Origin of the sequence: Streptomyces sp. AM6-12 (genome assembly GCF_044327085.1) — a bacterium.
GTDB lineage: Bacteria > Actinomycetota > Actinomycetes > Streptomycetales > Streptomycetaceae > Streptomyces.
Genome location: NZ_JBIQWN010000001.1, coordinates 837214 through 851755 on the forward strand (window position 1 = coordinate 837214; position 14542 = coordinate 851755).

A 14542-nucleotide genomic window follows, 5' to 3' on the forward strand; every position below is an offset into this window, starting at 1 on the left:
TGCCATGACAAGACGGCGTTTCGGCCGTCGGAGGACGTCAACTGGCCATGATCGTACGACTGTTGGACAGAAGCCCACCGGGGCTGCGCGGCCGGGTTCCGCGCCCCGGACCCGAGGATGGCGAGTCTGATGTGCGCCGGCCCAGGGGTCACGTCAGGATGGGCGGGGACCCGTACCCGACGGGGGACGTACTCACCAGGCGATCAGGGAGCAGGCGGTATGAGCACTTCAGCGCAGATCGGCGTCACCGGCCTCGCGGTCATGGGCCGCAATCTCGCCCGGAACTTCGCGCGCAACGGCTACACGGTCGCGTTGCACAACCGCACGGCGTCGCGGACCCGGGATCTGGTGAAGGAGTTCGGGCAGGAGGGCGACTTCATCGCGACCGAGAGCGCCGAGGAGTTCGTGGCCGCCCTGGAACGCCCGCGCCGCCTGATGATCATGGTCAAGGCCGGTGACCCCACGGACGCGGTGATCAAGGAGTTCGCGCCGCTCCTGGAACCCGGTGACATGATCATCGACGGCGGCAACGCACACTTCGCGGACACCCGGCGCCGGGAACGCGAGCTGCGCGAGCAGGGCATCCACTTCGTCGGCACCGGCATCTCCGGCGGCGAGGAGGGCGCGTTGCACGGGCCGAGCATCATGCCGGGCGGCTCGAAGGAGTCGTACGCCTCCCTCGGCCCGATGCTGGAGAAGATCTCCGCCAAGGCGAAGGACGGCGCGCCCTGTGTGACCCATGTGGGGGCGGACGGCGCCGGGCACTTCGTGAAGATGGTGCACAACGGCATCGAGTACGCCGACATGCAGCTCATCGGCGAGGCGTACCAGTTGCTGCGGGACGTGGCGGGCTACGCGCCGGCGGAGATCGCGGACATCTTCCGCACCTGGAACACCGGGCGGCTCGACTCGTACCTGATCGAGATCACCGCCGAGGTGCTGTCCCATGTGGACGCGGCGACCGGGAAGCCGTTCGTGGACGTGGTGGTGGACCAGGCCGAGCAGAAGGGCACCGGCCGCTGGACCGTCCAGATCGCGCTGGACCTCGGGGTACCGGTCTCCGGCATCGCGGAGGCCGTCTTCGCCCGCTCCCTGTCCGGCCACGCCGCGCTGCGGGCGGCCTCCCGCCACCTCGCCGGCCCGCGGCCGGCGCCGATGAGCTCGGCGGAGGCGGCGGCCTTCGCGGACCGGGTGGAACAGGCGCTGTACGCCTCCAAGATCGTGTCGTACACGCAGGGCTTCCACGAGATCGCGGCGGGCGGCGAGGATTACGGCTGGGACATCGACCAGGGCGCCGTCTCCGCCATCTGGCGCGCCGGCTGCATCATCCGGGCGGCGTTCCTCGACCGGATCCGCGCCGCGTACGACGCCCGCCCCGATCTGCCGAGCCTGCTGTCCGACGAGACCTTCGCCCGCGAGATCGCGGCGGCCCAGGACGACTGGCGCGAGGTGCTGGCCACGGCGGTCCGGCAAGGGGTCCCGACGCCGGGCTTCGCGGCGGCGCTGTCCTACTACGACGGGCTGCGCGCCCCGCGGCTGCCCGCGGCGCTCACGCAGGGGCAGCGGGACTTCTTCGGTGCGCACACGTATCGGAGGGCGGACCGGGAGGGGACGTTCCACACGCTGTGGGGCGGGGATCGGAGTGAGGTTTCGGCGTAGGGGGTTCGCGGGGAGGGCGGAGACCTGTGAGGCCGTAGGGACCTGTGAGGCCGTAGGGGGCGGGGCGGCTGGTCGCGCAGCCGTCCGCCCCCCTTTGGCATGCATTGTGGGCGCCGGGCCTTGTCAGGTGGTCAGGGGTGGGCCCGGCTCGGGGCTTGGTACGGGTTCGGGGCCCGGCGGGATCGGGGAGGGGGACGGTTCCGGGGGGCCGGGTGCGGGTGGGGTCGGGCCGGGTCCCGGCGGCTGGGGGGTCGGCTGCGGGCCAGGACCGGGGGGCTGCGGGGTCGGGGTCGGCTCAGGGCCGGGCCCGGGGGCGGGGCCCGGCTCCGGGGGCGGTACCGGGGTGGGGTACGGGTCCGGGGTGGGGCCGGGGGCCGGTGGGGCGGGATCGGGGTGCGGGTTGGTCATCGCGTACTCCGCGCGGTCGTCGGTGTCACTGGACGTCGCCTCTGGACTACTCCCCCGCCTACCCGACCACCGCGAGGCCACTCACCCGAGGACGGCGGCCGGGTGGGCCGACCAGGTGCAGCGGGTTCAGGCCGGCACGGACCGCGGGCTGCGCCGCTGCTCGGTACCGGGGACCGGCTCGGCCGGATCGGCACCGAGGGCCACGATCCGGTTGTCCGCGTCGACATGCACCACCCGCGGCGCCATCTCCCGCGCCTCGGCATCGCTGACCTGCGCATAGCTGATGATGATCACCAGGTCACCGGGGTGCACGAGATGAGCGGCCGCTCCGTTGATCCCGACGACGCCCGATCCCCGCTCCCCCTCGATGACGTACGTCTCCAGCCGGGCACCATTCGTGATGTCCACGATGTGCACCAGCTCGCCGGGCAGCAGATCCGCCGCCTCGAGCAACTCGGCATCGATCGTCACCGATCCCACGTAGTGCAGGTCGGCCTGGGTGACGGTGGCACGGTGGATCTTGGACTTGAACATGGTGCGCAGCATGTCGGACTCCCGTGAGACGGCTCCCTGCCTGCTTTGTGCAGGTCAAGGGCTGTTTCGATACCCTACAACGAGACGCACCGCCGGGGAGCTTCCCCCAGGTTTTTCAGGACACCAGGGTCCGGGGCAGCGGCCCGGACCATGACGTAGCACCCCGGAGGGGCAAGGCGGCGTCGGGGCCGTCAGGCGGTCACCGGCTGCTCCCGGTCGGCGGACCCAGCCCGCGCCGCCTGCTCGTGCTCGCCCTTCTCCCGCTCGCCGCCCGGAGTGCCCGGCGCGGAGCCGCGCAGGGTCTTGAGGGCGACCACCAGGGCCGTCGAGGCGCACACGCCGGCCGCGACGGCGATCAGGTAGAGGAACGGGTTGCCGATCAGCGGGACCACGAAGATGCCGCCGTGCGGGGCGCGCAGGGTGGCGCCGAAGGCCATCGACAGGGCTCCGGTGAGCGCGCCGCCCACCATCGCCGAGGGGATGACCCGCAGCGGGTCGGCCGCGGCGAACGGGATCGCGCCCTCGGAGATGAAGGAAGCGCCCAGGACCCAGGCGGCCTTGCCGTTCTCCCGCTCGGTCTCGGTGAACAGCCGGCCGCGCACGGTGGTGGCCAGGGCCATCGCCAGCGGCGGCACCATGCCCGCCGCCATGACCGCGGCCATGATCTTCATCGCCGAGTCGCTCGGGTCGGAGACCGCGATCCCGGCGGTGGCGAAGGTGTAGGCGACCTTGTTGACCGGGCCGCCGAGGTCGAAGCACATCATCAGGCCGAGCAGCGCGCCGAGCAGCACGGCGTTGGCGCCGCTGAGCCCGGACAGCCAGTCCGTCATGCCCTTCTGCGCGGTGGCGATGGGCTTGCCGATGACGACGAACATCAGGAACCCGACGACGGCCGAGGAGATCAGCGGGATCACCACCACCGGCATGATGCCGCGCAGCGCCTGCGGTATCCGCACTCGCTGGATCGCCGTCACCACCGCGCCGGAGATCAGTCCGGCCGCCAGGCCGCCGAGGAAGCCGGCGTTGATGGTCAGCGCGATCGAACCGCCGACGAAGCCGGGGACCAGGCCGGGGCGGTCGGCGATGCCGTAGGCGATGTAGCCGGCCAGGACCGGGACGAGGAAGGCGAAGGCCACCCCGCCGATCTGGAACATCAGCGCGGCCCAGCTGTCGGTCTGGGTCCAGACGAAGTGGTCCATGACCGAGGGGGCCTTGTTGACCTTGTAGCCGCCGAGCGCGAAGCCGATCGCGATCAGCAGACCGCCGGCCGCGACGAACGGGACCATGTAACTGACGCCCGACATGAGCCACTTGCGCAGCTTGGCGCCGTAGCCCTCGCCGGGTTCGCCGGTGCGTTCGACCGGGGTGCCGGCGGCGGCCGGGGCGGTCGTCTCACCCCGGACGGCCTTCTGCCGGACCTCGGTGATCAGTTCGCCGGGGCGGTTGATGCCGGCCTTCACGCCGACGTCCACGGTCGGTTTCCCGGCGAAGCGGTCCTTGCCCCGAACGGGGACGTCGTGGGCGAGGATCACGCCGTCCGCCGCGGCGATCAGCGCCGGGTCGAGGCGAGTGAAGCCGGCCGAGCCCTGGGTCTCGACGACGAGTTCGACGCCCGCCTCCCGGCCGGCGTTCTCCAGCGACTCGGCGGCCATGTAGGTGTGCGCGATGCCGGTGGGACAGGAGGTGACGGCGACGATCCTGAAGGAGTGCTCGGGAGTGGGATCGGCGGTGGCGGGATCCACGGTGTCCTTCGGGGCGGGTGCCTCCGAGGGGGCGGGGGCCGCGTCCGGCGTGCCCGCCCCCGCCGGGGCCGCGTCGCCGGCCGGGGCGGTCTGCGGGGAGCCCGAGGCCGCCTCACCCGAGGGCGGGGCCGCCTCCGTCCCCACCGCGGCGGCCTCCCGCGGAGTCGCGTCCCCCCGGATCAGCGCCGCGGCCGTCGCCGTGTCGCCGGCCGACCGCAGCGCGGCCGTGAACTCGGCGTTCATCAGCTGGCGGGCCAGGGCGGACAGGATCGTCAGGTGGGCGTCGTCCGCGCCCGCCGGTGCGGCGATCAGGAAGACCAGGTCGGCGGGGCCGTCCGCGGCGCCGAAGTCGATCCCGGCGGCGCTGCGCCCGAAGGCGAGCGTCGGCTCGGTGACGTGCGCGCTGCGGCAGTGCGGGATGCCGATGCCACCCTCCAGGCCGGTCGGCAGCTGCGCCTCGCGGGTGGCCACGTCGGCGAGGAAGCCCGCCAGGTCGGTCACCCGGCCCAGGGCCGCCATCCGCTCGGCGAGGGCGCGCGCCGCCGCTTCCTTGGTGTCGGCGGACAGGTCGAGGTCGACCAGGTCCGCGGTGATCATCTCGCTCATCGCGGGCTCCTTCGCACGCGTGTCGCCCGGACGGTGGGGGAAGCCGGGGCGGGGACGGGGGTGCCGTGGGGGGCGGCGGGGGCTGGGGGCGGGGGCCCGGCGTTGGAGCCGTGGGGTGCGGCGGGGGCCGTACGGGCCGCGTGGGGCGTGGGGTCCGTGTGGGCCGCGGGCGGAGAGCCCACGGTCGGGCTCCGGGTCCGAGTCCGGGTCCGGGTTCCCCGGAGAGCGGTGGGGGCCGTGGGGCGGGTCATGGCGCGGGGTCCGTCAGGGGGCGGTCGAGGGGGACGTCGGCCGTCACCGTGACCGCCGCCGGGGAGAGGTCGGCCGGGGTGGGCATCACACTGCCGGGCAGTTGGACGGCGGCCGCGCCGTGTGCGACGGCCGAGGCCAGGGCCTCGGGGCCCGCGCCACCCGCGATGAGGAAACCGGCCAGTGAGGCGTCGCCCGCGCCGACGTTGCTGCGGACGGCGGCCACCGGCGCGCCGCCGTACCAGGCGCCCGCGCCGGTCACGAGGAGTTGCCCGTCGGCGCCGAGGCTCGCCAGCACCGCGCCCGCACCGAGCGAGCGCAGGTCCTCGGCCGCCTTCAGCGCGTCGCCCACCGTCGCCAGGGGGCGCCCGACGGCCTCGGCGAGTTCCCCGGCGTTGGGCTTGACCACGTCCGGGCCCTCACGCAGCGCCGTCAAGAGGGCGGGCCCGGAGGTGTCCAGCGCGATGCGCACCCCGGCGGCGTGCGCCCGGCCGACGAGGTCGGCGTACCAGGAGGGGGCGAGGCCGCGCGGGAGGCTGCCGCAGCAGGCGATCCACTCGGCGCCGTGCGCCTTTCGCCGTACGGTCCGCAGGAGCAGTTCCCTCTCCTCGGGGCCGAGTTCCGGGCCGGGCGCGTTGATCTTCGTCAGGACGCCGTCCGCTTCGGCAAGGGCGATGTTGGAACGGGTGGTCCCGGCGACCGGGACCGGTGCGACCTCGATGCCCTGCGCGGCGAGGAGTTCGGCGACGAGGGCGCCCGGCGCGCCGCCCAGGGGCAGGACGGCGACGGTGCGGCGGCCGGCGGCGGCCACGGCGCGCGAGACGTTGACGCCCTTGCCGCCGGGGTCCATGCGTTCGCCGGTGGCGCGTACGACCTCGCCTCGGTCGAGGGAGGGGACTTCGTAGGTGCGGTCCAGGGACGGGTTGGGGGTGACGGTGACGATCATGCGCGGACCACCTCCGTGCCGGCGCGCTCGATGGCGGCGGCGTCCTCGGGGCTCAGGGCGCTGTCGGTGATCAGCAGGTCCACGTCGTCCAGGGCCCCGAAGCGGGCGAAGTGCTCCTGGCCGTGCTTTGCGGAGTCGGCGAGCAGCACCACCCGGCGGGCGGCGGCGACGGCGGCCCGCTTCACGGCGGCCTCGGCGAGGTCGGGGGTGGTCAGTCCGTGCGCGAGGGAGAAGCCGTTGGCGGCGACGAACAGCACGTCGGCGCGGATCTCGCCGTACGCGCGCAGCGCCCAGGCGTCCACGGCGGCCCGAGTACGGTGCCGCACGCGGCCGCCGACCAGGTGGAGCTGGAGGCCGGGGTGGTCGGCGAGGCGGGCGGCGATGGGCAGGGAGTGGGTGACGACGGTCAGCTCGCTCTCCAGCGGGAGCGCGGCCGCCAGGCGGGCCACGGTGGTGCCGGCGTCGAGGATCACGGTGCCGTCGACGGGCAGTTCGGCCAGGGCCGCCTTGGCGATGCGGTCCTTCTCGTCGGCCGCCGTGGACTCGCGTTCGGTGAGGTCCGGTTCGAAGTCGAGGCGACCGGCCGGGATGGCACCGCCGTGCACCCGGCGCAGCATCCCGGCCCGGTCGAGGGCCTTGAGATCGCGGCGGATCGTCTCCGCCGTCACCTGGAACTCCTCGGCGAGCGACACGACGTCCACCCGGCCGCCGTCACGGGCGAGCCGGAGGATCTCCTGCTGCCGCTCCGCTGCGTACATGTCCGTCCGCCTCCGACTGATGCCCGAACCTGTGGCTTACCGGGGAGGCTAGCCCTGGATTGCAGGAATGTAAACAGATTCGGGTGCCGTTCGGGCATGAACGGACATCGGCGGGGACAACCGGACACGCTCGGGCCCACGACCGGCCCCCGCCTACGGGCAAGCAACTCCGGGAGGCATGCCGAGCGGCACGGACCGGCGATCGCGGCCGACACGGGCAGGCTCCCCGGCGACGACCGCAAGCTCCTGGCGATCGGGTGGGAGGCGGACGACCCGGTGCAAATCAGGGCGGTCGGCGACACCCTCCCGCCAGAGCACTAACGGCCGCCGAAGAAGTCGGTGAGGGCGGCGGCGACGGCCTCGGGCTGTTCCTCGGGGATGTAGTGACCGGCGTCCGGCACGACGACGCCGGTCACGTTCTCGGCCCACGGGCCGATGGAGGCCGCCATGTCCGGGATCGAGCCATGGCTGCTGGAGATTCCGAGGACGGGCACGGTCAGTCGCCGTTGCTCGAGTGCCGCGCGGTTCTTGCGCGCGGACTCGGCGGCGTCGCGGTAGCAGGCGAGGCCGGCGCGCAGGCCGCCATCGACGGCGAGGGCCGCGCCGTAGTGGTCGAACTCCGCTTCCCCGAACGCGTCGGGCGCGAGGGACTTGGTCCTCAGGAACCAGCTGACGTACTCCCGCTCTCGGCCGGCTATCAGCGTCTCGGGAAGATCGGGCACCACGTGGAACGCGAAGTGCCAGGTCTTGAACGCCAGAGTCGGGTCGAGGGGGATCGCCTCCGGCATGGTGATACCGGGAATTCCGGCGTCGAGCAGCGCGACCCCGTGCAGTCGGCTCTCGTGGTGCAGGGCGAGGGAGAAGGCGACCCAGGCGCCGATGTCGTGCCCGGCGAGCCAGTAGTCCCGCACGCCGAGAGCGTCCACGGCGGCTTGGATGTGCGCGGCGACCGTGTGCGTGTCGTAGCCGAGCTCCGGATGCTCGGAATTGCCCTGGCCCGGCCGGTCGAACGCTATGACCCGGAACCGCTCGGCGAGAGCGGGCATGACCTTTCGCCAGGACCACCACGTCTGCGGGAAGCCGGTGAGCAGGACGACGGCCGGTCCGTCCGGCCGACCGCCTTCGACGGCGTGCAGGCGGACGCCGTCGGCGTCGACCCAGCGGTGCCTGAATCCGGCCAGGTCTTGCAGGGGCAGGGCGGGGACGGGGTTGGTCATGGGAATCCTCCATCGAGGCGGGTGGACCGTGATTCGACGCTAGCACATCTTGAACTGATCAGTTCAAGATGAGAGGATGGGGCGCATGGCAGGCAAGAAGCAGTTCGACATGGACACGGTGCTCGACGCCGCGATGATCCAGTTCTGGCGCTCCGGCTACGCCGACACCTCGCTCGACGACCTGTCTCGGGCTACCGGCCTGAACCGCAGCTCGATCTACTCCTCGCTCGGCGACAAGGACGCGCTCTTTCTTCGCTGCCTGAATCGCTACGCCACGCGCTACGGCGACAAGTTCGACGCCGCCCTCTCGTGCGCGGCCGAGGACCCCGTCGCCGCCGTCCGCGCGTTCTTCGACGTCACCCTGGGGCGCATCGCCGACCCTGCCGTGCCCGACGGATGCCTGATGGCCCAGTCGGTCATGGCGAGTCCGGCGCTGAGCCCGAGCGTCGCAGGGCAGGTCAAAGAGTTGTTCGGCCTCCAGCGCCCGCGTCTGCGCGCCGCCCTGAAGGCCGGCGGAATGTCCGACGAGGACGCCGAGGACTTCGCCGTACACGTAGCGGCCGTGAACCAGTCCCTCGCGGTGATGGGGAGGGCCGGGTCGAGCCCGGAGCAACTGCGGGCGATCGTCGGGGTGACCGTCGACGCGCTCGCGCGGGCGCTGAGACCGGCCGGATAGGACGACCTCCTGGCGGGGACGGACGAGCCGAGCGCCTACGCCCGGTCCGAGGCAGTCGGACACGACCTGCGTGGCAGCCACTACATCGTCGTGGTGCGGTGGTCGAACCGGACCGCCGACGATTCCTTCGCGCAGACCGTGAGTCGGGCGGCCGCTGGAGTGGGCATGCGCTCGCCGCTGACCCGACGCTCCGAACAGGTCGTCCTCATCACCGGCGACAGGCTGCACGCCCGCTCGTTGTACGAGGCGCTCGCCCGGGAAACCGGAACACGGTCCGGGACGACCGGGGTGAGCGCCCCTGGCGACTCCGTGGACGACATCCCCCACCACCGGGAACTGGAGACCTTCGTCCGCGAGTGGCTCGGGCAGCTCGTCGACTACGACTCCCGGCACCACGCGGCCTTGGTGGAGGCCCTGTCCCGGTACTGCGACTGCGGCGGCAACTAGCGAGGTCGCTTCGCGCCAGAGGGGGGCCTCGGTTCGGCACCGCCATCGTCATGATCGGCGGACCTTCGGCACCAGCCTCGCAGGGGCCGAGAGGGTGTCCGACGCCGCCTGTGGACCACGGTAGCGGGTGCGTCAGCGGATGCCGCGGCAGATGTCGCGGCCGGAGCGAGGCGGGCGTAGCAGCCGCACACCACCGACGGGTGATGTCGGGGCCGCGGCCCGGGCGTCACAGGGCGATGACGTGGAGGTCGACCAGTTCGAGCAGCGCCCGCAGAGCCGAGCTGGGCCGCCGGGTCGACGACGTGCCGAGATGCATGCTCCAGCGGAGCGTGGTGTCGTGGACGTCCAGGACGTGCAGGCCGGGGGTGCGGGCGACGGCGAACGGGGGCAGGAAGGCGATGCCCAGACCGTGCCGGACCAGTGCCGCCCCCATGTCGATGTCGGGCACTTCCAGTGCCACCCGGCGTACGACGCCCGCCGCCGCGAACGCCCGGTCGACCACCTCTCGGTTGCCGTAGCCCGGCGGGAAGTCCACGAAGGGCTCCCCCGCGAGGTCGGCGAGTGCCACCGTCTCCCGCCGCGCGAGCGGATGGGCGGCGCTCACCACCAGGACGAGCGGCACGGTGGCCAGCTCCCGTGCGTCGATTTCGGCGGGTTTGCGTTCCGGCAGCGACAGGAAGGCCACGTCAAGGTCCCCCCTGAGCAGCGCGTGCGCCAGTCCCGCCGAGCCGGCTGTCGCCAGCCGCAGCCGGACGTCGATCGCCGGATGCCGCGCGTGCAGCTGCCCGAGGAGCGCGGGCAGGTCCACCACCTCGACCGAGGCCATGGCTCCCACGTTCACCGTGCCGCGCAGCGTGTCCTGTGCGGCACGCACGGCGTCCTTGGCGATTTGGGCGGCGTTCAGGGTGGCCCGAGCCTCCGGCAGCAGCGCGGCGCCCGCCCCGGTGAGCCGGACCTGCTGCGACGTGCGCTCGAACAGCGCGCAGCCGAGTTCCCGCTCCAGTGAGCGGATCGCGGCGGACACCCCTGACTGCACCACGTGCAGCCGACGGGCGGCACGCGTGAAACTCAGCTCCTCGGCGACCGCGAGGAAGTGCTCCAGCTGACGTAGTTCCACCCGAGAAGTATCACTCGCAGTGCTGGAACCCAGCAAAAACATTCGTTGGCATTGATCGTGGCTGGTGAGGAGGATGGAAAGCGCCATCCGCTTCGCCCGAGGAGGGGTCCCCCTGCCTTCCGTTCCAACGCCGCTGAGCCGTGCCGTCGCCGACACTTCCGACGACCCGGCTCACCGGATCCCCGCACCCGCTCCCGCCGACCTGCCGCCCCGCGCCTCCGGGCGGCGCCACGCCTCACACACGACCGGCTTCTGGTTCGTGGCGGTGGCCTTCACCGTGCTGATGGCCTTCGGCACCGCGCCGACCCCGCTGTGGCCGCTGTACGAGGCCCGGGACCACTTCGGCGCGACCACGGTCACGGTGGCGTACGCGTCGATGGTCGTGGGCGCAGCGGCCGCCTTCCTAGGACTGGGACACCTGTCGGACCGGCTCGGCCGGCGGCGCATCATCGTCCCGGCGCTGCTCGTCGGTATCCTCGCGGCGGTCGTCCTGATGGTGTGGCGGGACCTTCCGGGGCTGATAGCGGGCAGGATACTGAACGGTGCCGCACTGGGCCTGATGGCCTCGACCGCGACGACGTATCTGCACGACCTCCACCACGAGGCGCGTCCGGACCGGGAGGGGTCGGTGCTGCCCGGCATCGTGGCGACCGCCGCCAACCTCGGCGGCCTGGCCTCCGGGCCCCTGGTCGCCGGAGCCGTCGCGGAGTGGCTTCCCTCGCCCCTGATCACCGCCCAGGCGATCTTCACTCTCGCCATGGCGGTGTGCCTGGCGCTGGTGCTGTCCACCCCGGAGACCGTGGACCGGGAGCTGCCCGCGGCCGAACCGCCGAGCAGGTTCGTCCTGCGGCCCGGCGGCGGGCGGACGTTCGGCGCGGCCGGCGCGCTGGGCGCCTTCGCCTTCGCGATCCTCGGCCTGATCTCCTCCCTCGGGGCGAGCGTGCTCCACGGCACCCTGCACACCGACTCGCACCTCGTGGTCGGCCTGGCGGCCTTCCTCATGTTCGGTTCCGCAGCGGGCGCCCAGCTGGTGCTGGGCCGTCTCCCGCTGCCCCGGCTCCTCACCGTGGGGGCAGTGGTCTTTCCGGTCGGGCTGGTCCTGTGCGCCGTCGCCCTCTACCACCCGGCGCTCTGGCTCTACCTGGTCGCCGTGTCCCTGTCGGGAGCCGGCTCCGGGCTGCTGTTCAAGGGAGGCGTCGAACGTGCCGTCTCGGTCGCCGAGCCCACCTCACGCGCGGGGGTCCTCGCCGTGTTCTTCGTCGTCGCGTACCTGGGAATGGGCCTGCCCTCCGTCCTGTTCAGCATCGCCCTGCGGCACTTTGCCGTGCAGACCGCCGTGATCGGCTTCGCCACGGTCCTCTCCTGCGGCGCCGTTGCGTCGGTGGTCGTCGCGTTGCGGGGTCGCGCACCCGGTCCCGGCGAGCTCTCGGCGCACTCCGGGAACCGCGCGACAGGCGCCGTCACCGGGCCCAGCTCCCAGGGCACCTCCAGGAGTGCTTCACCGCGGTAGCGCGGCCTGCGGTGCCGACCGGGGGCGCGGAGCTGGTGTACGTGGTGGCGCACGCAACCGTATGGCCCGGTGGTGGGCGAGTCCTGCACGGGGAAGCATGAGGAGGTCTGACCGTACCGCCTGCGCCTGCCGGCAGGGGCCAGCGTGTCACGCCGCGTCGGCGTCGCCTCGTGGGCATCCTGTGCTCCCATGCGAGCGCGGGGGCAGCCGACGAGATGGAGTCATGCGGGTGTCGTCACAGAAGGTTACGGTCGTGGCTCTTCTGGCGGATCCGGCTGCGCCGACGGAGATCGCGCAGCGCATGGCAGGGATGCTGCCTGATCGGCTCGCCGACAGGGCAGGCCAGGGACGCTCCACGACCCGACGCGTCAACGTGGACAGGTCCTCGGTCCCTGCGGTGAAGGGCTCACTGACCACCTCGACGTCGAACCGTCGTTACCTGAGGGTGCTCCTCGGTATGGTCCGCGCCAACCGGCCGTGGCGCTTGGTGCCGGGCTTGTCGAAAGCCCTGGCCGCCGCCCTCGCCACGGGAGCGGTCGCCACCGTGAACTCCACCATCTGGACCCTGGCCACCTACCTGAGCACTCCGCGCCTGGTGATCGCCATGGTCGGGTCTGTCGCGCTCATGATCGGCTGGCTGATCGTGGACGCGAGCCTCTGGCAAACGACGGATGAGGTTTCGCCGGAGGCGAGGAAGAGGGCCGCTCTCTACAACGCCTCGACGATCGTGACCGTGGGTCTCGGTGTGATCCTCTGCTACGTGGGTTTGATGGTCATCAACCTGGTGTGGGCGCTCTTCATCCTCAACGACCGGGTGTTCGCTTCCACGACACGAACCCCGCTGCACGCCACGGAGTACTGGACCTCGTCCTGGTTCGTCGCTTCGGTCGCCACGGTGGGCGGCGCGCTGGGGTCGGGCCTGGAGAGCGACGAGGCAATCCGGGCAGCCGCCTACTCCAAGCGCGCACAGGAGCGTCGCAGCGCGCTACAGGACGACCACGGCGACTAGCGGGTGTCTCGGTCGGAGATGTGCCGTCGGTCGGTGGTCGTACGGGTTCGGAGATCCCGCTGATCGGTCGGTGCGTGGTTGTTTCGCCTCGGAGGCTGACGAGGACCCGGACGCAGCGCCGCCGGAGCACCGAAGCTGCGGTTCGGACCTCCACATGTATGAGGGCCGCTGGTCGCCGCGATGGGGCCGCAGGCGCTGCGGGTCAGCGGTGAGCTGGCGGACGGGATCCTGCCGTATCTGGCGGGGGCCGCGCGCCCTGGCGGAGCACATCGTCCCCGCCGTGATCGCCGCGGCCGAGGCCGCCGGCCGGCCGGCGCCCAGGATCGTGGCCCTGGTGCCCGGCGTGGTCACCGACGACGTGGCCTCGGCGCGGGCGAAGCTGACCGACAGCCTCGCCTTCTACGAGCAGGTCCCGTCCTACGCGCGGAACATCGAACTCTCCGGCGGCCGACGGGCCGCCGCCGCACCTGGGCGCTCCTCGGCGAACTGGCCGGCTGAGCCGGTCCTCTCGACCAATCCTCCTCGGTTCGTGCACATCACCGGCGCGGACCGTGCGAAACGCGCTTCGGCGGGTATCCGCAGCCGCGACCGGAACAAGGCGCCGTCGGCGTCCCCCGGTGGCGAGAGGAGACATGGCGCATGGCCACCGATGCGAACTCCGTGAGGATCACGGGGAAGGTCCAGGGCCGGGACATCACCCTGGAGGGAGGGCTGTCGAAGGAGGAGATCCGCGGCCGGCTGTGGTGGTGGCGGACGTCCGGGTCCGAGAGCGCCGGGGCGCGGGGGGACCGCGGTCACGAGTACGACGATTCCCAGCGGGACGTGATCGCCACGCTGGGCGGGTACTACCGGGTCCCCGGCGATCCCCACCGGCAAGAAGCCCAGGAGCTGCTGGAGTTGGTGTACGCGGAGCTCAACCCGGCCGACTGACCTGCCCTGTTGCACCTGCCCCGCTGCACCGGACCGTCGTATCTGCCCCGCGCCGCCGTACGGCCCCGGATGCATGGGCCGCGGCGGCGCGGGCAACCGGTGATCACGTCTCGACGGAGCGAGAAGGAGATCACCGTGCGCAAGGGACAGTGGATCACAGGCGGCGCGCGCGAGAAGCTGGCCGAGGCCTTCGCCGGGGAGTACCGGCAGGGGCGGTCGATCCGTGCCATAGCCGAGGAGCACGGCCGGTCGTACGGCTTCGTGCACCGCCTGCTCGGCGAGGCGGGCGTGCCGCTGCGGACCCGTGGCGGCGACGTGCGCACCGCCGCCGGCCGGTCGGCGCGGTGACGTGCGGGCCGGTTGCGTACGGACAACCGCGGGGCGTGAGGCATGCGGTGGCGCGGCGGGGGCAGACGGGATGCCGGGGGGGAGTCGAGCCCCCTTCCGATCGTCATGTCAGGGAGGACGTCGCTGTGTTGCTGCCCGCGGAGAAGGAAGTGCGTGCGCTGCTGGCCCGGTACGCCGAGGCCCGCTTCCGCCATGACCTCCAGCCCAACGGACATTCGAGCCGGGAGCTGGAGGACACCTCCTACACGCTGTGTGTGATGACCGGCACCCGGACGGTGGAGGAGGCACTCGCGGCGGCCGACGCGCTCCTGGAGCAGTTCCGGGCGAACCGCGGCGCGGGCGCCGAGGTGTCCCGGGCCCTGGCCGCCTGACCTACCGCGGAGAAC

Annotated in this window: 13 protein-coding genes and 2 pseudogenes; 9 read left to right on the forward strand and 6 right to left on the reverse strand. The window is 72.5% G+C overall.

The window, feature by feature from the left end; all coding sequences use genetic code 11:
* Positions 1–219 precede the first annotated feature (219 nt).
* A complete protein-coding gene (gene gndA, locus ACE4Q9_RS03770) occupies positions 220–1659 on the forward strand; it encodes an NADP-dependent phosphogluconate dehydrogenase (protein WP_397982786.1) in 1440 nt (479 codons plus the stop codon).
* Between the two features lie 534 nt (positions 1660–2193).
* On the opposite strand, the gene panD is transcribed toward gndA, so the two are convergent.
* The 5 genes from panD to ACE4Q9_RS03795 form a co-directional block, all read right to left on the reverse strand.
* The gene (panD, locus tag ACE4Q9_RS03775) at positions 2194–2613 is read right to left on the reverse strand and encodes an aspartate 1-decarboxylase (RefSeq protein WP_397982787.1); all 420 of its coding nucleotides are present in this window, start codon (positions 2611–2613) and stop codon (positions 2194–2196) included.
* Between the two features lie 179 nt (positions 2614–2792).
* A complete protein-coding gene (locus ACE4Q9_RS03780) occupies positions 2793–4949 on the reverse strand; it encodes a fructose-specific PTS transporter subunit EIIC (protein ID WP_397982788.1) in 2157 nt (718 codons plus the stop codon).
* Positions 4950–5196: 247 nt separating this feature from the next.
* Complete coding sequence (pfkB, locus tag ACE4Q9_RS03785) at positions 5197–6144, reverse strand: 1-phosphofructokinase (protein WP_397982789.1); 948 nt, start codon at positions 6142–6144, stop codon at positions 5197–5199.
* A complete protein-coding gene (locus ACE4Q9_RS03790; protein WP_397982790.1) occupies positions 6141–6902 on the reverse strand; it encodes a DeoR/GlpR family DNA-binding transcription regulator in 762 nt (253 codons plus the stop codon). Before ACE4Q9_RS03790 ends, pfkB begins: the two co-directional genes overlap by 4 nt.
* A 317-nt stretch (positions 6903–7219) precedes the next feature.
* Positions 7220–8119, reverse strand: coding sequence for an alpha/beta fold hydrolase (locus tag ACE4Q9_RS03795; RefSeq protein WP_397982791.1), 900 nt, complete (start codon positions 8117–8119; stop codon positions 7220–7222).
* Positions 8120–8204: 85 nt separating this feature from the next.
* Between ACE4Q9_RS03795 and ACE4Q9_RS03800 the strand changes: the two genes are divergently transcribed.
* On the forward strand, positions 8205–8795 hold the full coding sequence (locus ACE4Q9_RS03800) for a TetR/AcrR family transcriptional regulator (protein WP_397982792.1): 591 nt from the start codon (positions 8205–8207) through the stop codon (positions 8793–8795).
* Positions 8796–9239, forward strand: a pseudogene (locus tag ACE4Q9_RS03805) (transcriptional regulator); the annotation flags it as partial.
* Positions 9240–9468: 229 nt separating this feature from the next.
* Here ACE4Q9_RS03805 and ACE4Q9_RS03810 read toward each other — a convergent pair.
* A complete protein-coding gene (locus ACE4Q9_RS03810; protein WP_397982793.1) occupies positions 9469–10359 on the reverse strand; it encodes a LysR family transcriptional regulator in 891 nt (296 codons plus the stop codon).
* 73 nt (positions 10360–10432) lie between these two features.
* Between ACE4Q9_RS03810 and ACE4Q9_RS03815 the strand changes: the two genes are divergently transcribed.
* The 6 genes and pseudogenes from ACE4Q9_RS03815 to ACE4Q9_RS03840 all read left to right on the forward strand — a co-directional run bounded on the left by ACE4Q9_RS03815 (position 10433) and on the right by ACE4Q9_RS03840 (position 14527).
* A complete protein-coding gene (locus tag ACE4Q9_RS03815) occupies positions 10433–11869 on the forward strand; it encodes an MFS transporter (RefSeq protein WP_397982794.1) in 1437 nt (478 codons plus the stop codon).
* Between the two features lie 223 nt (positions 11870–12092).
* Entirely contained in the window at positions 12093–12878 is a 786-nt protein-coding gene (locus ACE4Q9_RS03820) for a hypothetical protein (RefSeq protein ID WP_397982795.1), read from the forward strand.
* Between the two features lie 168 nt (positions 12879–13046).
* Positions 13047–13338 (forward strand): annotated as a pseudogene (locus ACE4Q9_RS03825) (LLM class flavin-dependent oxidoreductase); the annotation flags it as partial.
* 179 nt (positions 13339–13517) lie between these two features.
* Complete coding sequence (locus ACE4Q9_RS03830; RefSeq protein ID WP_397982796.1) at positions 13518–13808, forward strand: hypothetical protein; 291 nt, start codon at positions 13518–13520, stop codon at positions 13806–13808.
* A 135-nt stretch (positions 13809–13943) separates the two neighbouring features.
* On the forward strand, positions 13944–14156 hold the full coding sequence (locus tag ACE4Q9_RS03835; protein WP_397982797.1) for a helix-turn-helix domain-containing protein: 213 nt from the start codon (positions 13944–13946) through the stop codon (positions 14154–14156).
* Between the two features lie 125 nt (positions 14157–14281).
* A complete protein-coding gene (locus ACE4Q9_RS03840) occupies positions 14282–14527 on the forward strand; it encodes a DUF5133 domain-containing protein (RefSeq protein ID WP_397982798.1) in 246 nt (81 codons plus the stop codon).
* Positions 14528–14542 lie beyond the last annotated feature (15 nt).